This is a genomic window from Cohnella sp. GCM10027633, assembly GCF_042675445.1.
Lineage (GTDB): Bacteria > Bacillota > Bacilli > Paenibacillales > Paenibacillaceae > Cohnella.
Genome location: NZ_JBHTGV010000012.1, coordinates 137281 through 154038, shown reverse-complemented (window position 1 = coordinate 154038; position 16758 = coordinate 137281). Strand labels below are relative to the sequence as shown.

The 16758-nt window shown below is 58.6% G+C and carries 16 protein-coding genes; 14 read left to right on the top strand and 2 right to left on the bottom strand.

Annotated features, from left to right (window positions below; all coding sequences use genetic code 11):
* Positions 1-71 precede the first annotated feature (71 nt).
* The 5 genes from racE to ACFQZG_RS22025 all read left to right on the top strand — a co-directional run bounded on the left by racE (position 72) and on the right by ACFQZG_RS22025 (position 2846).
* Positions 72-884: a glutamate racemase gene (gene racE / locus ACFQZG_RS22045; protein ID WP_378156471.1), complete on the top strand. Its 813-nt coding sequence runs from the start codon at positions 72-74 to the stop codon at positions 882-884.
* A gap of 123 nt (positions 885-1007) precedes the next feature.
* Entirely contained in the window at positions 1008-1904 is an 897-nt protein-coding gene (locus tag ACFQZG_RS22040; protein WP_378156469.1) for a M14 family metallopeptidase, read from the top strand.
* A 75-nt stretch (positions 1905-1979) separates the two neighbouring features.
* The gene (locus tag ACFQZG_RS22035; protein ID WP_378156467.1) at positions 1980-2222 is read left to right on the top strand and encodes a hypothetical protein; all 243 of its coding nucleotides are present in this window, start codon (positions 1980-1982) and stop codon (positions 2220-2222) included.
* Between the two features lie 89 nt (positions 2223-2311).
* Positions 2312-2614, top strand: coding sequence for an iron-sulfur cluster assembly accessory protein (locus ACFQZG_RS22030; RefSeq protein ID WP_378156465.1), 303 nt, complete (start codon positions 2312-2314; stop codon positions 2612-2614).
* Positions 2601-2846, top strand: coding sequence for a YuzB family protein (locus ACFQZG_RS22025; protein ID WP_378156463.1), 246 nt, complete (start codon positions 2601-2603; stop codon positions 2844-2846). Before ACFQZG_RS22030 ends, ACFQZG_RS22025 begins: the two co-directional genes overlap by 14 nt.
* Positions 2847-2884: 38 nt before the next feature.
* Here ACFQZG_RS22025 and ACFQZG_RS22020 read toward each other — a convergent pair whose 3' ends face one another.
* Positions 2885-4858, bottom strand: a complete 1974-nt coding sequence (locus ACFQZG_RS22020) for an LTA synthase family protein (RefSeq protein ID WP_378156461.1) — start codon at positions 4856-4858, stop codon at positions 2885-2887.
* Positions 4859-4977: 119 nt separating this feature from the next.
* Between ACFQZG_RS22020 and ACFQZG_RS22015 the strand changes: the two genes are divergently transcribed.
* The 6 genes from ACFQZG_RS22015 (at position 4978) to ACFQZG_RS21990 (ending at position 11823) form a co-directional block, all read left to right on the top strand.
* Positions 4978-5619 (top strand): O-methyltransferase, encoded by a 642-nt coding sequence (locus tag ACFQZG_RS22015; protein WP_378156459.1) that lies wholly within the window; start codon positions 4978-4980, stop codon positions 5617-5619.
* A gap of 512 nt (positions 5620-6131) precedes the next feature.
* Entirely contained in the window at positions 6132-7829 is a 1698-nt protein-coding gene (locus ACFQZG_RS22010) for a peptide ABC transporter substrate-binding protein (protein ID WP_378156457.1), read from the top strand.
* A 137-nt stretch (positions 7830-7966) separates the two neighbouring features.
* Positions 7967-8896, top strand: coding sequence for an ABC transporter permease (locus ACFQZG_RS22005; RefSeq protein ID WP_378156456.1), 930 nt, complete (start codon positions 7967-7969; stop codon positions 8894-8896).
* A gap of 3 nt (positions 8897-8899) precedes the next feature.
* Positions 8900-9814: an ABC transporter permease gene (locus ACFQZG_RS22000; protein ID WP_378156455.1), complete on the top strand. Its 915-nt coding sequence runs from the start codon at positions 8900-8902 to the stop codon at positions 9812-9814.
* 13 nt (positions 9815-9827) lie between these two features.
* The gene (locus ACFQZG_RS21995; RefSeq protein ID WP_378156453.1) at positions 9828-10859 is read left to right on the top strand and encodes an ABC transporter ATP-binding protein; all 1032 of its coding nucleotides are present in this window, start codon (positions 9828-9830) and stop codon (positions 10857-10859) included.
* Positions 10852-11823, top strand: coding sequence for an ABC transporter ATP-binding protein (locus ACFQZG_RS21990; RefSeq protein ID WP_378156451.1), 972 nt, complete (start codon positions 10852-10854; stop codon positions 11821-11823). Before ACFQZG_RS21995 ends, ACFQZG_RS21990 begins: the two co-directional genes overlap by 8 nt.
* A gap of 39 nt (positions 11824-11862) precedes the next feature.
* Here the strand turns inward: ACFQZG_RS21990 and ACFQZG_RS21985 are convergent, their stop codons facing one another.
* Positions 11863-13071: an MFS transporter gene (locus tag ACFQZG_RS21985; RefSeq protein ID WP_378156449.1), complete on the bottom strand. Its 1209-nt coding sequence runs from the start codon at positions 13069-13071 to the stop codon at positions 11863-11865.
* A gap of 190 nt (positions 13072-13261) precedes the next feature.
* Here ACFQZG_RS21985 and hemE point away from each other — a divergent pair, with 190 nt between their 5' ends.
* From hemE to hemG, 3 genes are read left to right on the top strand one after another with little or no spacing between them, the layout of a single operon-like run.
* Positions 13262-14317: a uroporphyrinogen decarboxylase gene (gene hemE / locus ACFQZG_RS21980; protein WP_378156447.1), complete on the top strand. Its 1056-nt coding sequence runs from the start codon at positions 13262-13264 to the stop codon at positions 14315-14317.
* On the top strand, positions 14314-15243 hold the full coding sequence (hemH, locus tag ACFQZG_RS21975) for a ferrochelatase (protein WP_378156445.1): 930 nt from the start codon (positions 14314-14316) through the stop codon (positions 15241-15243). Before hemE ends, hemH begins: the two co-directional genes overlap by 4 nt.
* Positions 15240-16694: a protoporphyrinogen oxidase gene (gene hemG / locus ACFQZG_RS21970; protein ID WP_378156443.1), complete on the top strand. Its 1455-nt coding sequence runs from the start codon at positions 15240-15242 to the stop codon at positions 16692-16694. The genes hemH and hemG overlap by 4 nt, the downstream gene beginning before the upstream one ends.
* Positions 16695-16758: the final 64 nt, after the last annotated feature.

The window sequence follows — 16758 nt, the reverse complement described above, 5'->3', positions numbered from 1 at the left end:
GGTACCTTTTCCTTCGGACGCTCATAATGTATAGAGTCGATCTCATCAACGATGAAGAAAGCGGTGTTCTCGTGCAGCGAGCGATTGCGGTTCTAGACTCCGGCGTGGGTGGACTGACCGTTGTCAAGGAACTGATGAGACAGCTCCCCCGGGAAAGAATCTGTTACTTTGGCGACACCGCGCGTACGCCTTACGGACCAAGACCGGCAGAAGAGGTTATCGCGTTCACCCGCGAACTCGTGGATTATCTCGTGCAATACGAGCCGAAAATGATCGTCATCGCCTGCAACACGGCGACGGCGGTCGCGCTCGAGGATATACGCCGCCGGGTAGGGTTGCCCGTCGTCGGGGTCATCGAGCCGGGAGCCCGCGCGGCGATCGAATTGACGAATACCGGACGGATCGGCGTGATCGGAACGGAAGGAACGATCAAAAGCGGAGCTTATGCGGCCGCGCTTCGGCGGTTGGCGCCAGACATCGAGGTCGTCGGACTCGCGTGCCCGACGTTCGTGCCTCTCGTCGAGAACGGAATGTTCCGGTCCAGAGAAGCCTATCGGGCAGTCTCCGAGGCTTTGCAGCCGCTGCTCAGGAGCGAGATCGATTGCTTGATTCTCGGATGCACGCATTACCCGTTCTTGGCGGCGCCGATTTCGGAAGCGATGGGCGGCGAAGTATCGCTCGTCCATTCGGCGGAAGAGACGGCGAGGGAGATCTCGTCCATTCTGAGAGCCCGCGGTCAATTGTCGGAAGAGGACGTTACGCCGATTCATCGTTTTTTCTGCAGCGGAGATCCGGTGAAATTCCATCATATCGCGAACGATTGGCTCGGCGATCCGATTCGCCTGACGCCCGTCGTCTGGCAAGTTCCCCACATACGGGCTTAACCGACGAGCAAGGCCATGCAACGCCGACACCACGCGGCATGCATGGCCTTCTTCCGTTGAAGGCATAAGGACGGGCCGAGCGTCATACATGAATACAACCGCACCGGAAGGGGAGGGAAAGCCATGGGCAGGAGCAAGACCTTATACGGACCGGCGCGTCTGTCCGAAGACGTGCGCAGGCTGGCGAGAGGCTATCCTTTCGTCGAGGCCGGCATGATCGGGCGCAGCGTGCTGGGCAAGCCGATCCATGCGATTCGAATCGGGGACGGTCCGTTCCGTTGGCATTTCAACGGCGCTTGTCACGCGAACGAATGGATCACCTCGCTATTGCTCATGAGGTTCGCGAACGATTATGCCAAGGCATGCCGCGGCCGCTCGCAGATCGGGGGCAAGCCGGCGAGGGAGCTATACGCGAAGTGCACGCTATGGATCGTGCCGATGCTCAATCCCGACGGCGTCGCGCTCGTTCAGGAAGGCGTCACGCCGAAGCATCCGTTCTATAAGGAGCTGATCGCGTGGAACCGCGGGACCGATCTGTTCCACCGCTGGAAGGCGAACGTGCGCGGCGTCGATCTGAACGACCAGTTTCCCGCCTATTGGGAGGAAGAACGGGAGCGCCGCGGCGTGGAACGTCCGGGACCGCGGGATTACGGGGGGGCAGGCCCGCTGACCGAACCGGAGGCGATCGCGCTCGCGGAGTGGACGGAGCGGATGGACTTGCACGCCGTGCTGGCGGTCCATACGCAAGGCGAGGAGATCTATTGGAACTACCGGGAACAGGAGCCGCCGGAATCGTCCGATTGGGCGAAGAAGCTGGCGCAGGCGGCGGGCTACCGCGCGGTATGGCTGGAAGGGAGCGACGCGGGCTATAAGGATTGGTTCATCCACAAGTTCCGACGCCCCGGCTTCACGGTCGAAGCGGGGTGGGGACACAATCCGCTTCCGCTGGACGGCATCGAGGAGATGTACGACGACTTGAAGAAGCTGCTCGCGGAAGCGCTGGACTTGTCTCCGTCATAATCGGAAGGGTATACTGACGGAACAAGCCCATCGCTCCGCCGGACAGTCCCGGGCGGGAAAGGACGTGAGACCGGCATGCGCAAGTCGAAGTTCGTTACGCTCTACCGTTGGCGGCGCCTGCCCGCCCGATTATGGCGAGTGCTGCGCTCGCGGAAAGTTCCCGCGAAGTATAAGCTGTCGTTCATCGTTCCGGTCGCGCTCTACTGGGTATTGCCCGACCTGATGCCCTTGCTGCCGATCGACGACTTGGCGGTTACCGCGATCGCCGCGAATTGGTTCGTCGGTTCGATGGAGAGCAAGTATCGAATCGAAGAATGAGCGGCCGCGGAGCGAAAACGAATGTTGCATGACGCATACCGTTACCTTACAATAGCGTATGAGGATATTGACGGGAGTGGACAGCCGATATGAATTGCAAAATCACGCGCAACGCCGCGAACGTGCTTCGCCGCGAATTGGACAAGCCGGAGAACGCCGAACAGAAGCTTCGCGTTTTCATTACGCATAGTCACGGAGACCATGCGCATTACGGCATGGATTTGACGACGCCTACCGAAGCGGACGAAGTCGTCCCGACGGACAAAGGCATCGACGTCGTATTGGCCAAGGGCCAAGAACTGCTGGACGGCGTGAAAATCGATTACTTGTATTTCCCGAAGGAAGGGTTCGTCATTACGAATCCAAGCAAGGGCAATCATGGAGACCACTGAGGTTCCCGCGCAGGCGAACGATATTCGCATCTGCGACAAGTGCAAGCATACGCGGGTCAAGACGATGCTGCCGAAGCTGAAGAAGCTGGATCCGGCGGCCGACGTTAAAGTCGCCTGCAAGTCTTATTGCGGTCCTTGCTCCAGATACGCGTTCATCTACGTCAACGGCCGTTACGTTACCGCGCCGACCGAAGACGAAGCGATCGAGAAGGCGCGCAAATACTTGAAATAAACGAAAGGCTGTCCCTGCGAACAGGGCAGCCTTTTCGTTTATTCATCGTCGTTCCGGAACGACGCGATCAGATCGTTCTCGATGACGCGGTCGGAGATCGACAGATCGTTCCTTGCCGATTCTGCGCCGGCTTTGCACGAGTTCGCGTCCGCTTGCTTCTCTCCCGAAGGGAAGGCGTAGCAGGATCCATGGTCGATGATACCGTCGGAGCTTGGAACGAAGTAGACGTTGCCGTCGGTGAAGCCGCCGTTCCGGAAGACGACCGACTTGTTCGCCTCGGACAGCATGCTTACGCCCATCAAGTATTTGTCCGAGGCGGAGATACCGAGCAGATGCATGAGCGTCGGCAGCGTATCCATCTGGCCGACGGCCTTCTCGTTCACTCCGGCATGCTCGTCGTTCGGCAAGTGAACGAAGAACGGCACCTTGCGAATGATCGCGTCCTTCTCCATGTCGTTCAGCGGACGGCCGTAGAATTGCTCGTACGTCTTCATATCGTATAGCGAGTTGTCATGATCGCCGTAGAAGGCGAGTATCGTGTTCTCCCATAGGCCGGCTGCCTTCAGATCCTCGATCAGTTCGCCGACGGCCGCGTCGACGTAGTGAGTCGCCTGCAAGTAATCGCCGAATGTCGTTCCAGCGAACGGCGCGACGTTAAGCGGCTTATGCGAGGACGGCAAGCGGAACGGGTGGTGGCTGGACAGCGTGATCGCCATCGCGTAGAACGGAGATTCGTCGCGCGTCGTCAGCTGGTTGACCGTCTGCCTGAAGAACGACTTGTCGCCGATCGACCAACCGAGCGGTTCGTCGTTTTTGAAACTTTTCAACTCGTAGAACTGGTCGTATTCCATGTTGTTGTACATGTTGTACCGGTTCCAGAAGCTGCCGTCGTAGGCGTGGTGTATCGTCGTATCGTAGCCTTGCGTCTTCAGGATCGACGGCGCGCAGTCGAACTCGTTGCTCGAGAACCGGATGAACACGGAACCGGTCGGGAGCGGGTGCATCGAACAGCTGGTCAGGAAGTCCGCGTCCGACGTCCGTCCCTGCGCGGTCTGATGATAGAAGTTCGGGAAATAGACGCTTTGCCCGATCAACTTGTTCAGGTTCGGCGTAATCTCCTCCCCTCCGATCGATTGGCCGATGACGAATTGCTGGAACGCCTCCGCCTGAACGACGAGCACGTTCTTTCCTTTGTACTCGCCGAACAGCGGTTCGGATTCCATCTGCTCCTGCAGCTTCCTGCGGTTGTCGTACCAATCGCTCGCTTGCTGCTTCTCTTCCTTGGAGATGCCGCCGCCGAACCAATTCTCCTTCGCGTACCGCCAGGTGTCGTACCCGTGGAACCCGAGCAATCCGGTTACGTTATAGATCGGAATGTTCCACCAGTTGCCTACGAACAGCCCGCGCGCCCATCCGTCCTTCTGTTCCTCGACGGGGAAGTAGACGAGCGACCATCCGATCGAGAAGGCGATCGTAACGGGAACGAGCCGGAGCAGATACCGGCGCTTCCGCGATGGCGCGCCGACTCTCGTCAACTGACGCTCCCTGCGCTTGCGCCAGACGATCCAGGCGATGCCCGCAAGGCCGATCGGAATGTCCGCGAACAAGACGAAGTCTCCCGCGCGGATCAAGTTCCAGATGCTGTCGCCGAGCGCGCCGACTTGCCCGGCTTGGAACAGTACCGGAATAGAGATGAAGTCCTTGAAGTAGCGGAAATAAATCAAGTCCGAGAAAATCAGCGCGGATAAAGCCAGGTCGAGCGCGACGAGCGCGATCCAACGCGCCCGGCGCCCGAGCAACAGCGTCCAGAAGGCGGTCAGGATGACGGCTCCGTAGATGACTTTCTCCTTCCAATCGTTCATGGCGCCGACGTTGAACTGGCGATCCAGCCATTCTAGTTTATAGTACATCGACGCGACGAACAGCATGAAGCCCCAATAAGGCCAATTCCTAAGCCCGACCCAGATCCAGCGGCCGGCTTGTCGCGCGGTATGCTTCCACCGCTCCCCCATCTTGCGTCTTCCCCTCGTTCTTCATATATAAATAAGGTTTAGTATAGCTCTCTATTATGGCGATTTCAAATGAAGATCAAGGTAAGGTAAAATGGTACGCATATACGGAGGTGTTGACGATGGAGCGAGAATTATCGCCGGATGATTATTTCGAAAGTTTGTTCCCCCCGGACGAAGCGCTTGCGCGCGTGAACGAATCGATCGCCCGGGTGGGGATGCCCTCGATCTCGGTGGCGCCGGGCTACGGACGCCTGTTGACGATGCTCGTCCGGATATCGGGCGCGGCCAGCGTTCTCGAGATCGGAGCGCTTGGAGGCTATAGCGGCATATGCTTATCGCGCGGGTTGCCGGAATCGGGGCGCCTCGTATCGCTCGAACTGCGCGAGGACTATGCCGCGGTCGCGCGGGCGAACGTAGCCGCGGCGGGCTACGGCGAGCGATCGGAGTACGTCGTCGGGGACGCGGCGGAGAGCTTGGCGAAGCTGGAAGCCGGCGGGGAGAGGTTCGACTTCTTCTTCATCGACGCGGACAAGGAGAACTATCCGAACTATCTGGAAGCGTGCATCAGGTTGGCGAATGACGGCGCGATCATCGCCGCGGATAATACGCTATTAAGAGGAAGGACCGTCGATCCGACTAAGCAAGGGCCGTCCGTGCAAGCGGTGCGGGAGTTCAATCGATCGATCGCGACGGATTCGCGCTTGACAGGGGTACATCTCCCGGCTTATGATGGACTAGCGCTGGCACGCGTTAAAGCATAGCACCTGCACAGAAGCAGAGCGATTCAGGCCGAATTTTTCGCTATGAACCACTTATATAGAAGCCTCCAACAATGACTATTAATGTCGTTTTGGAGGCTTTTTTAGGTATGTATATCCAATACAGCGCTTATCTGAAGATTTGCTTAGAATCATTCAAAAAAATTTACCAATTTCGCGTATCTTCAGGTATCGCATTCCAAAATTTCAATCAGAAATGAACAGAATTTCAACTAGAAAATTATGGATTGAACAACGCTATCAAAATCGGTGAATACTTATTCATCGAATTCAAGGAAAATCGCATAATGAAAGCGTTACCTGTCACAGATGAGTTATATTACATAACCCTTAACGTTATTAAAGCTTACATTGGCAATATCTTTCATTGCGAAATCCGAACGACGCATTGTAAGATGTGTGATGTTATCGTTCTCGAGATTGATCAACCTTGAATTGGGACAATGTAAAGGGAGCGAAAGACACAATTTTATAGAAATCGGGGAGGCAACAACATGAAGTTGAAGAAAGTTCTAACTTCGGCAATGGCGGTAACGCTCGTTGGTTCGGTACTGGCGGCTTGCGGCAACAACAACGAGAACAACGCTTCTTCGCCAAGCGCTAGCCCTAGCGCGAGCGCAACCGCTACGAACAGCGGCGAAAACAGCAACAGCAAGCAAGAACTAGTGATGAACTACCGTGCCGATCCTCCGGCTCTGGACGTATCGATCGCGGAAGCGGCCGCATCGTTCACGATCCTCGGCGCAGTCAGCGAAGGTTTGTACCGTCTTGACAAAGACATGAATCCGCAACCTGCGCTCGCGGCCGAGCTTCCTCAGATTTCCGAAGACGGCCTCACTTATACGATCAAGCTTCGCGACGGTCTGCAATGGGCGAACGGCGAACCGCTGACGGCCCAAGACTTCGTGTACTCCTACCAAAGAACGCTCGATCCTGCTACGAAAGCTTCCTACGCGTTCATTCTGACGTGGCTCAAAGGCGGACAAGCGGTACAAGACGCGAAAACGCCTGAAGACCTCAAGAAAGCGAAAGAAGAACTCGGCGTTAAAGCAATCGACGAGAAGACGCTTGAAATCACGCTTGACCAACCGCGCGCTTACTTCACGGCACAGCTCGCGTTCTTGAACTACTACCCGCAAAACGAGAAGTTCGTATCCGCCCAAGGCGAAAGCAGCGGCGGCGACGCGGACAAAGTGCTCGGCGCAGGTCCGTTCGTTCTGACGAAGTGGGATCACGAGCAACAACTCGTTCTCGAGAAAAACCCTAAATATTGGGACGCTGCCAACGTGAAGCTCGACAAAGTCACGCTGAACATCGTTAAAGACCAAGCTACGGGCCTTAACCTGTACGAATCCGGCAAAACCGACTACGCCGACATCAGCGGCGACGACATGGCGAAATACGACGGCAAGCCAGAACTGACGATGAAGAGCGAACTCGTAACGGGCTACCTGAACTTCCAACAAAAGAAAGTTCCGGCGTTCGCCAATATCAAAGTTCGTCAAGCGCTTAGCATGGCGATCGATCGTTCCCTGATTCCTAACCTCGTCCTTAAGAACGGTTCCGTACCTGCTACGGGTTACGTTCCGAACGGTAACGGCGACGGCAACAACCAAGAGTTCCGTAAGCTGGTCGGCGACACGGAAGTGGCGTTCGACAAAGAGAAGGCAAAAACGCTTCTTGCCGAAGGCTTGGCCGAAGCAGGCATCTCCGCGCTGCCTGAGCTCGAAATCATCGGCGACGACACGGCGAAGGGCAAGCAATTGCTCGAGAACCTCGCGATCCAATGGAAAGCGAACCTCGGCATCACCGTTAAGCCGCAGCCGTTGCCGCACGCAACGCGTCTGGAGCGCGAGCTGAACAAAGACTACCAAATCGTATCCACGCTGTGGGGCGCCGACTACAACGACCCGATGACGTGGCTCGACATGTACTTGACCGGCGGTCCGTTCAACACGCAAGACTGGTCCAACGCCGAGTACGACCAACTGGTGAAATCCGCTCAGAAGAACCTCGACAACGCGAAACGCTCCGAAGAGCTGCAAAAAGCCGAGAAAATTCTGATGGACGAAGCCGCGGTATTCCCGCTGTACTTCCGTTCGTCTCCGTTCTTGATCAACCAAAAAGTACAAGGCATCATCTTGCCTCCGTACGGCGTTGACTTCGAACTGAAATGGGCTTCCATTAAGTAAGCGAGTTAACCGCAACGATACGACCAATCGACTATACATGGAAGAGGCCGTTGTCCAACGGCTTCTTTCATGTCGATTGTCGTTTAAACGACTGCATGCAAATGGGAAATAATTCATTCCTGAAAGGAGGATCCACCGTGCTGAAATACGTGCTGCGCCGTTTTATCTACATGATCATCACTCTCTGGGTAATCGTCACGGCCACATTCTTTCTCATGAAATTGCTGCCCGGAAATCCTTTTGGTGAAGTGGCTGCGAAACTGCCTCCCGAGAATCTGGCGATCTTGAAGGCGCAGTATGGGTTAGACAAACCGGAGTGGCAACAATATTTGATCTACCTAGGCAACGTCGTGCAAGGAGACTTGGGCGTATCGTACCAATTCCCGACGCGTTCCGTCGTGAGCGTCATCAAGCAATCGTTCCCGGCTTCCCTGGAGCTCGGCATCGAATCGCTGATCCTCGCCATCATCTTCGGAATGACGTTCGGCATCATCGCTTCGCTTCGCCATAACAAATGGCAAGACTATTCCGCGATGTTCATCGCGCTGATCGGCATCTCCATTCCTTCGTTCGTTATCGCGCCGTTGCTGTCCCTGTACGTGGGCAACAAGTGGGGGATTCTGCCTCCGGGTTTGTGGGAAGGTCCGGAGAACCGGATACTGCCCGCGATCGCGCTCGCATTCGGTACCATCGCCATCTTGGCGCGCATGATGAGAGCTTCCATGCTCGAAGTAGGCAGCCTCGACTACATTAAGACCGCTAAATCCAAAGGCCTATCGACAAGCACGATCGTCTGGGGCCATATGCTACGCAACGCCATTCTGCCTGTCGTGACGATTCTCGGACCGATCGCGGTCAACGTCATCACGGGTACGCTCGTCGTCGAGAACGTATTCGTCATTCCCGGACTCGGCTATCAGTTCGTCAGCTCCATTACGACCTTGGATTACACGATGATTACGGGCCTCACGATCTTCTACGCGGCAATCCTGATCGTCGTTATGTTCCTAACCGATATTGCTTACGGCTTTATCGACCCACGAATTCGCATGTCGGGGAGGAGGTAAACGATGGAATCTCTCTCGAAAGAAATGTTCCAACCGGCTGAGAAAACGACAAACGCCGAAGCCATCGTTCGTCCTTCGCTTACGTATTGGCAGGACGCTTGGCGGCGTTTGAGAAAAAATAAAATGGCGATGATCGGCTTGTTCGTGCTCGCCGTCATTACGCTTCTCGCGATCTTCGCGCCGATGTTCAGCAAGCACACCATCTACGAAATCAACTTCGAGGACGTGAACGAGAAGTCTTCCTGGAGCCACTTCTTCGGCACGGACGACTTCGGCCGCGACCAATGGCACCGCATCTGGCTAGGTACGCGGATCTCGCTCTTCATCGGTCTCGTGGCCGCGTTGCTCGACCTCGTCATCGGCGTGCTGTACGGCGGCATCTCCGCTTACTTCGGCGGCAAAGTCGATACCGTCATGCAACGGATTATCGAGATCATCTATTCGATTCCGCTCCTCTTGCTCGCGATTATCCTGATCGTATTCATGGGACCGGGCATAAGCTCGATCATCATCGCTTACGCTTTGACCGGATGGGTAGGCATGGCGCGGCTCGTGCGCGGTCAGATTCTGCTCATCAAGGAGCAGGAATTCGTGCTCGCGGCCCGCACGCTCGGAGCCAAGCCCGCTCGGATCATCCTGCAGCACTTGATTCCTAACGTAATCGGCCTCGTGATCGTGCAAATCACGTTCATCGTGCCGACCGCGATCTTCTTCGAGTCGTTCCTGAGCTTCATCGGCGTCGGCATTCGTCCGCCGATGGCGTCCTTGGGCAGCTTGATCAACGACGGCGCGCGCGCGATGCGCAACTATCCGCACATGCTGATCTTCCCGACGGTCATCTTCAGCTTGATCTTGCTGAGTTTCAACATCGTCGGCGACGCGTTGCGCGATGCGCTCGATCCGAAAATGAGAAAATAAGGAGGGATGCCGGATGGCTAAACCTTTGCTAGAAGTCAACAATTTGCGCGTATCCTTCAAGATGTACGCCGGCGAGGTACAAGCGGTACGCGGCGTCTCTTTCACCGTCGATAAAGGGGAAGTGCTGGCGATCGTCGGGGAATCCGGTTGCGGCAAGTCCGTGACGGCCCAGACGCTCATGCGGCTCGTCCCTTCGCCGCCGAGCGTCATTAAGGATGGCTCGTCGATTCTGTTCGACGGCCGTCATCAGATCGCCAAGATGTCGGAGAAGGATATGCAACAGATTCGCGGCCAAGAGATCGGCATGATCTTCCAAGACCCGATGACGTCCTTGAACCCGACGATGACGATCGGCGACCAGATTACGGAAGGCATTCTGAAGCACCAGAAGGTGTCGAAGAAAGCCGCGCTGGCGCGCGCCGAAGAGCTGCTGACGCTCGTCGGCATGTCGAACGCGCAAGAGCGTCTGCGCCAATACCCGCACGAGCTGTCGGGCGGCATGCGCCAACGCGTCATGATCGCGCTCGCCCTCGCCTGCGGTCCGAAGCTGCTCATCGCGGACGAGCCGACGACCGCGCTCGACGTGACGATCCAAGCCCAGATCATCGATCTGATGCGAGACATTCAGAAGAAGACGGATACGTCCATCATTCTGATCACGCACGACCTCGGCGTCGTTGCCGAGATGGCGCACAAAGTCATCGTCATGTACGCGGGCAAAGTCGTAGAGAGAGGCACGCTTGACGAGATCTTCTACGAGCCTCGCCACCCGTACACGTGGGGCTTGCTCCGTTCCGTTCCGCGCCTCGACAGCGACAAGAACAGCGAGCTGGCTTCCATTCCGGGAACGCCTCCGGACTTATACGCGCCGCCGGTCGGCTGCGCGTTCGCGGCCCGTTGCCCGTACGCGATGAAGGTGTGCCAAGAAGTCGATCCGGATCACTTCGTGATCCGCGGCGATCATACGGCCGCCTGCTGGCTGAACCACAAAGACGCGCCGAAGGTAGAAATGCCGGTCGGCATTGGGAGGGGAGCTCATGGCTGAAGACAATATCCTTGAGGTCAGAAATCTGCAGAAGCATTTCAATCTCAGCAACAACCGCGTACTGAAGGCGGTCGACGGCCTGAACTTCTCGATCAAGCGCGGCGAAACGTTCGGACTCGTCGGCGAGTCCGGCTGCGGCAAGTCGACGACCGGCCGCACGATCATCCGTCTGTACGAAGCGACGGGCGGAGAAATTCTGTTCAACGGCGAGAACGTTCAGAAGATGAAGGGCGAGAAGCGGAAGAAGTTCAACCGGGACATGCAGATGGTGTTCCAGGACCCGTACGCTTCCCTGAACCCGCGGATGACCGTCGGCAAGATCATCGCCGAAGGCATCGAGATTCACGGCTTGTATAGCGGCAAGGAGAAGAAGGAACGCGTCAACCAGTTGCTCAAGGACGTCGGTCTTCGTCCGGAGCACGCGGAGCGGTTCCCCCACGAGTTCTCCGGCGGTCAACGCCAACGGATCGGCATCGCCCGCGCGCTCGCGATCGAGCCGCAGTTCATTATCGCGGACGAGCCGATCTCGGCGCTCGACGTATCCGTGCAGGCGCAAGTCGTGAACCTGTTCAAGAAGCTGCAGAAGGAACGCGGCCTGACGTACTTGTTCATCGCGCACGACTTGGCGATGGTCAAGCACATCTCGGACCGGATCGGCGTCATGTACCTCGGCAAGCTCGTCGAAGTCGCGACGTCCGAACGGTTGAACGCGAATCCGCTGCATCCGTACACGCAATCGTTGCTCTCGGCGATTCCATTGCCGGATCCGGAGATGCAGAAGCAGCGTCAGCGCATCATTCTGCAGGGCGACATTCCGAGCCCTCTCAACCCGCCGAGCGGCTGCCCGTTCCGCACGCGCTGTCCGCTCGCGATGGACGTGTGCGCGCAGCAAATGCCGGAGATGCTCGAGGTCGAACCCGGACATCACGTGGCTTGCCACGCGGTAGCGAAACAAATCGTCTAAGAATAGAAGAAAGGCTGTCTTCCCGAAGGTTATACGACCTTAGGGGAGACAGCCTTTTTGTCTGCGACGGAGCGCCCTGGACGCCCATAGGCTCGTCATGGCGAGCAACGCGGCGGACAGGAGGAACAGCCCTTCGATTCCGATGAAGCCGGACAGGGCGCCGCCGACGACCGGCCCGGCCATGTTGCCGAGCGCGAGTGCGCTGCCGTTGAAGCCGAACGCCCGGCTTTCTTTGCCGTCCGGCGTATGGCGGCGGATGAGCGCATTAACCGTCGGAATGAGTCCGCCCATGAAGCAGCCCTGCAGGAATCGGCAGACGAGCAGCTGGCCGACCGTTCCGACGAACGCTTGCGGGACGAGCATGACCGCGGCTCCGACGATCGAGACGAGAAGGATGCGGGTCGATCCGATTCGGTCGCTCAACCGCCCGAGTACCGGCGAGCTGATGAGGTTCGATAAGCCCGTGACGGAGCCGACGAAGCCGGCATAGAAGGCAAGGTCGTCCGTCGTTCCGTGCAGTCGCTCCACGTAGAGCGGAATGAGCGGCATCGGGCTCAGCATGGCGAATTGGATCAGGAACGTGATCGCGAGCAGAACGGGCAGCTGCGGGATGACCATCAACTCGCGAAGTCCGGCGAAGACGCCGGCTTGCGGGCGAGCCGCGGCGGCTTTCCGGTCGAAATTCTCCTTCACGAGAATCCACGACACGGCGGATGCGAGGAACAGCAACGTGCCCGTTATATAGAAGATCGGCCGGAAGCCGAAGCTGTCGGCCATCAATCCGCCGAAGAACGGTCCGAGAATCGAGCCCGCGATGCCGCCCGACTGCAGCGTTCCCATCGCGAAGCCGATCCGATCCTTCGGCGTCGTCGACGCGACGAGAGAGACGGCCGCGGGCTGGAAGCCGGCGATGACGCCGTTCAGCATCCGCAGCGCGAGCAGATGCCACGGCGCGGCGGCGAAGCCCATCAGCACCATGACGACGGACATGCCGAAGCCCGAGCGGAGCAGCATCATTTTCCTGCCGTAACGGTCGGCGAGCTTGCCCCATAACGGTTGGAAGACGAACGAGGTAACGAAGTTGCCGGCGAAGATGATTCCCGCCCACACCCCGATCTCGTGCTCGTCCGTCAATCCGAGGTCTTGCTTCAGATAGAGCGACAGGAACGGAATGACCATGGTCATTCCGGCCATGACGAGAAAATTGCCGAACATGAGAACGGCCAAATTGATCTTCCATCGTTGCAATGTGATCACCTTCACAGACTGACTTGCGCGTTCTGCTAGTATATCACATAGGCGACGAGGCGCGATTCGCCCCTTTGTCAAACTATTGTCATACTCCGGACGTCCCGCAAGGTTGTTCCGACTTGTCAAAAAGGGCATAATGAAAGCAATGAAACCCATTCTATGTCACGATCAAAATGAGGATGTTCACATGAGCTACAACGACGTATTCCTGCGCGCGTGCAGGGGAGAAGCGGTGGAGCGCGTGCCCGTATGGTACATGCGCCAAGCCGGACGGTACGATCCCGATTATCGCAAAATCAAAGAGAAATATTCGCTGCTCGAAATTTGCCGGCAGCCGGAGCTCGCGGCGGAAGTGACGCTGATGCCGATCCGCAAGCTTGGCGTCGACGCCGCCATTCTTTATTCCGATATCATGAATCCCGTCGCCTCGATCGGCATCGACTTCGACATCGTCAAGGACGTCGGTCCGGTCATCGCGAACCCGGTCCGGTCCGCGGCCGACGTGGACAGACTGAAGCCGATCGACGTCGAAGGCGACCTGTCGCACGTGCTCGAGACGATCCGGATCTTGGACCGCGAGCTTGAAGCGCCTCTCATTACGTTCGGAGGAGCACCGTTCACGCTCGCGAGCTATATCGTGGAGGGGCGCCCGTCGAAGTCGTACGCCCGCACCAAAGCGCTCATGTACAGCGAACCGGACGTCTGGCATCGTTTGATGGGCAAGCTGGCCGACATGCAGGCTACTTATTTGCGCGCGCATATCGGCGCGGGCTCGAAGGCCGTGCAGCTGTTCGACAGCTGGGTCGGATCGCTTGCTCCGCACGACTTCAAGACGTTCGTGCTGCCGCACGTGGAGAGCATCTTCGAACAGATCGCCGACCTGGACGTGCCGAAGATCTACTTCCCGGGCGTCAGCTCGGGCGAGCTGCTGCCGCATCTGACGAATCTTCGCGCGAACGTCATCGGCCTCGATTGGCGCGTGCCGATCGCGGAAGGAAGACGGAGATTGCAGGGCAAGTTCGCCGTGCAAGGCAACCTGGATCCGTTCGTGCTGGAAGCTCCGTCATCGGTCATTCACGAGCATGCGCGCCGGATATTGGACGAGGGCATGAAGGAACCGGGCTATATTTTCAACCTGGGACACGGGCTGTATCCGGAAGCTTCGCTCGACAAGCTGCGGGAGCTGACGTCGTTCATTCACGCGTATAGCGAGGAGAAAATTCGTGCGGGGGTGTCGGTATGAGCGCGATCGGAGTACTCGTCATGTCGTACGGCACGCCGGAGAGCCTGGACGGAGTAGAGGCGTATTACACGCACATTCGCAGAGGGCATCCGCCAACCGCGGAGCAGCTCGAGGACTTGACGAGCCGGTACCGCGCGATCGTCGGCGGCGTGTTCCCGCTGCGGGAGAACACGAATCGTCAGGTCGCGGCGTTGCAGCGTACGTTGGACGAACTGGCGGGCGAAGGCAAGTTCGTCTGCTATCAGGGACTGAAGCACGCGGCTCCGTTCATCGAGGACGGCGTGGCGGCGATGGCGGCGGACGGAATCAAGAGCGCGGTCGGCATCGTGTTGACGCCGCATTATTCGATCATGAGCGTCGGCGGCTACATGAAGCGGGCGAAGGAAGAGGCGGAGAAGCACGGCATCGCCTTCGCTACGATCGAGGAATACCATCTCCATCCGGAGCTGATAGACGCGCTGAGCAAGCGCGTTACGGAAGGGTTGGAGCGGCTGGGCGACGCGAACGGCGAGGCGATGGTGCTGTTCAGCGCGCATAGCTTGCCGGAGAAAATCCTGGAGATGAACGATCCGTATCCGGAGCAGCTGCTGGCGACGTCGCGCGCGGTCGCGCAAGCGGCGGGCGTAGGCAAGTGGCAGTTCACGTGGCAAAGCGCCGGACAGACGGGCCAACCGTGGCTCGGGCCGGATATTCTGGAGACGATCGAGCGCCTTGGCCAAGAAGGCGTGAAGGCGATGCTCGTCGCGCCGGTCGGCTTCGTGTCCGATCACCTCGAGGTGCTGTACGACATCGATATCGAAGCGAAGCGGTTCGCGTCGGAGCGCGGCGTGAAGCTCGAACGCATCCGGATGTTGAACGACGACCCGCAATATATGGCGGCGATGGCGGAGTCCGTGCTGGCGGCCGCCCGGGAGCGTGCGCTGTGACGCGGCGCAAGGTGGCGGTGTTGGGCGGCGGAATTACCGGCCTCACCGCCGCTTTTTATTTGACGTTGGAGGCGCGCGCCCGAGGGGAGACGGTCGAAGTGACCGTGCTCGAAGGCTCCGAGCGGCTCGGCGGCAGGGTCAATACGCTGCGCCGCGACGGGTTCGTCATCGAACGCGGACCGGATTCGTTCCTCGCTCGCAAGCTGCCGATGATCCGGCTCGCGGAGGCGCTCGGCATCGCGGGAGAGCTGACCGGGACGAATCCCGCGGCGAAGAAGACGTACATCTCGCGAGACGGCGAGCTTCACGCGATGCCGCCGGGCCTCGTGCTCGGGGTGCCGACGGACGTCGAGGCGTTCATGGAGACCGCGCTCGTCTCGGAGACGGGCAAGGAGCGGGCGTTAGAAGACCGGGCTATCGCTCCGGGCGAAGCGGTCTCGGGGGACGAATCCGTCGGCGCGTTCCTCGAGCGGCATATGGGCGCGGAGATGGTAACGCGTATCTTCGAGCCGCTGCTGGCGGGCATCTATGCCGGCGATCTGTACGGGCTGAGCTTGCAGGCGACGTTCCCGCAATTCAAGGAGATGGAGCGTCGGTACGGCAGCTTGATCGAGGGATCGGTCGAGGGCCGGAAGGCGCAGGCCGCGGCGGGGACAACCCCACGATCCGAACCTTCGCCGTTGCCGGCTTCCGTCTTCTACACGTTCAAGAACGGGCTCAGCACCGTCATCGAAGCATTGGAAGCCCGTCTCCGCGAATACGGCTGCGACATTCGGCTCGGCGCTCGCGTCGAGGCACTCGAGAAAGCCGCGACGGACGGCGGGACTGAGGGAGCGGGATATCGGCTATCGCTGTCGGGCGGCGATCGGCTCGACGCCGACGCGGTCATCGTCGCGCTGCCGGCAGCGGCGATGGCGGAGCTGCTCGCGCCGCACGTAGACGTGTCCGCGCTGACGAGCATCCGCTACGTCTCCGTCGCGAACGTCGTGTTCGGTTACGATGCGGAGAGCCTCGGCCGCGAGCTCGACGGTTCGGGCTTCCTGGTGCCGCGCGGCGAAGGGAGAACGATTACCGCGAGCACGTGGACGTCTGCGAAGTGGCTTCACACCGCGCCGGAGGGCAAACGCCTCATCCGCTGCTACGTCGGCCGCGCCAAGGACGAAGCTCGCGTGGAATTGTCCGACGAGGAGATGACGGAGGCGGTACGCCGCGACCTGCGAGAGTTAATGGGCGTAGACGCGGAACCGGCGTTCGTGGAGATCACGCGATTGCGGCAATCGATGCCGCAATATCCGGTCGGACATAAGGAAGCGATCGGCGCGTTCGTCTCCGGCCTCTCGGCAAGCTTGCCGGGCGTCATCGCCTGCGGCCAGCCGTTCGGCGGCGTCGGGCTGCCGGATTGCGTCGCCCAAGGCATGGCAGCGGCGGAGCAAGTATGGCAGTCTAAATAATCGAATATTGTCACGGATACGCTATGAGAGCTAAAATGACATCATAGCGTATTTTGTTGTCGTT

What these genes read in the sequence shown, in the direction of transcription:
- ACFQZG_RS22040 (WP_378156469.1), top strand. Translation starts at nt 1,008, where the DNA reads ATGGGCAGGAGCAAGACCTTATACGGACCGGCGCGTCTGTCCGAAGAC.
- ACFQZG_RS22035 (WP_378156467.1), top strand. Translation starts at nt 1,980, where the DNA reads ATGCGCAAGTCGAAGTTCGTTACGCTCTACCGTTGGCGGCGCCTGCCC.
- ACFQZG_RS22030 (WP_378156465.1), top strand. Translation starts at nt 2,312, where the DNA reads ATGAATTGCAAAATCACGCGCAACGCCGCGAACGTGCTTCGCCGCGAA.
- ACFQZG_RS22025 (WP_378156463.1), top strand. Translation starts at nt 2,601, where the DNA reads ATGGAGACCACTGAGGTTCCCGCGCAGGCGAACGATATTCGCATCTGC.
- ACFQZG_RS22020 (WP_378156461.1), bottom strand. Translation starts at nt 4,858, where the DNA reads ATGGGGGAGCGGTGGAAGCATACCGCGCGACAAGCCGGCCGCTGGATC.
- ACFQZG_RS22015 (WP_378156459.1), top strand. Translation starts at nt 4,978, where the DNA reads ATGGAGCGAGAATTATCGCCGGATGATTATTTCGAAAGTTTGTTCCCC.
- ACFQZG_RS22010 (WP_378156457.1), top strand. Translation starts at nt 6,132, where the DNA reads ATGAAGTTGAAGAAAGTTCTAACTTCGGCAATGGCGGTAACGCTCGTT.
- ACFQZG_RS22000 (WP_378156455.1), top strand. Translation starts at nt 8,900, where the DNA reads ATGGAATCTCTCTCGAAAGAAATGTTCCAACCGGCTGAGAAAACGACA.
- ACFQZG_RS21995 (WP_378156453.1), top strand. Translation starts at nt 9,828, where the DNA reads ATGGCTAAACCTTTGCTAGAAGTCAACAATTTGCGCGTATCCTTCAAG.
- ACFQZG_RS21990 (WP_378156451.1), top strand. Translation starts at nt 10,852, where the DNA reads ATGGCTGAAGACAATATCCTTGAGGTCAGAAATCTGCAGAAGCATTTC.
- hemE (WP_378156447.1), top strand. Translation starts at nt 13,262, where the DNA reads ATGAGCTACAACGACGTATTCCTGCGCGCGTGCAGGGGAGAAGCGGTG.
- hemH (WP_378156445.1), top strand. Translation starts at nt 14,314, where the DNA reads ATGAGCGCGATCGGAGTACTCGTCATGTCGTACGGCACGCCGGAGAGC.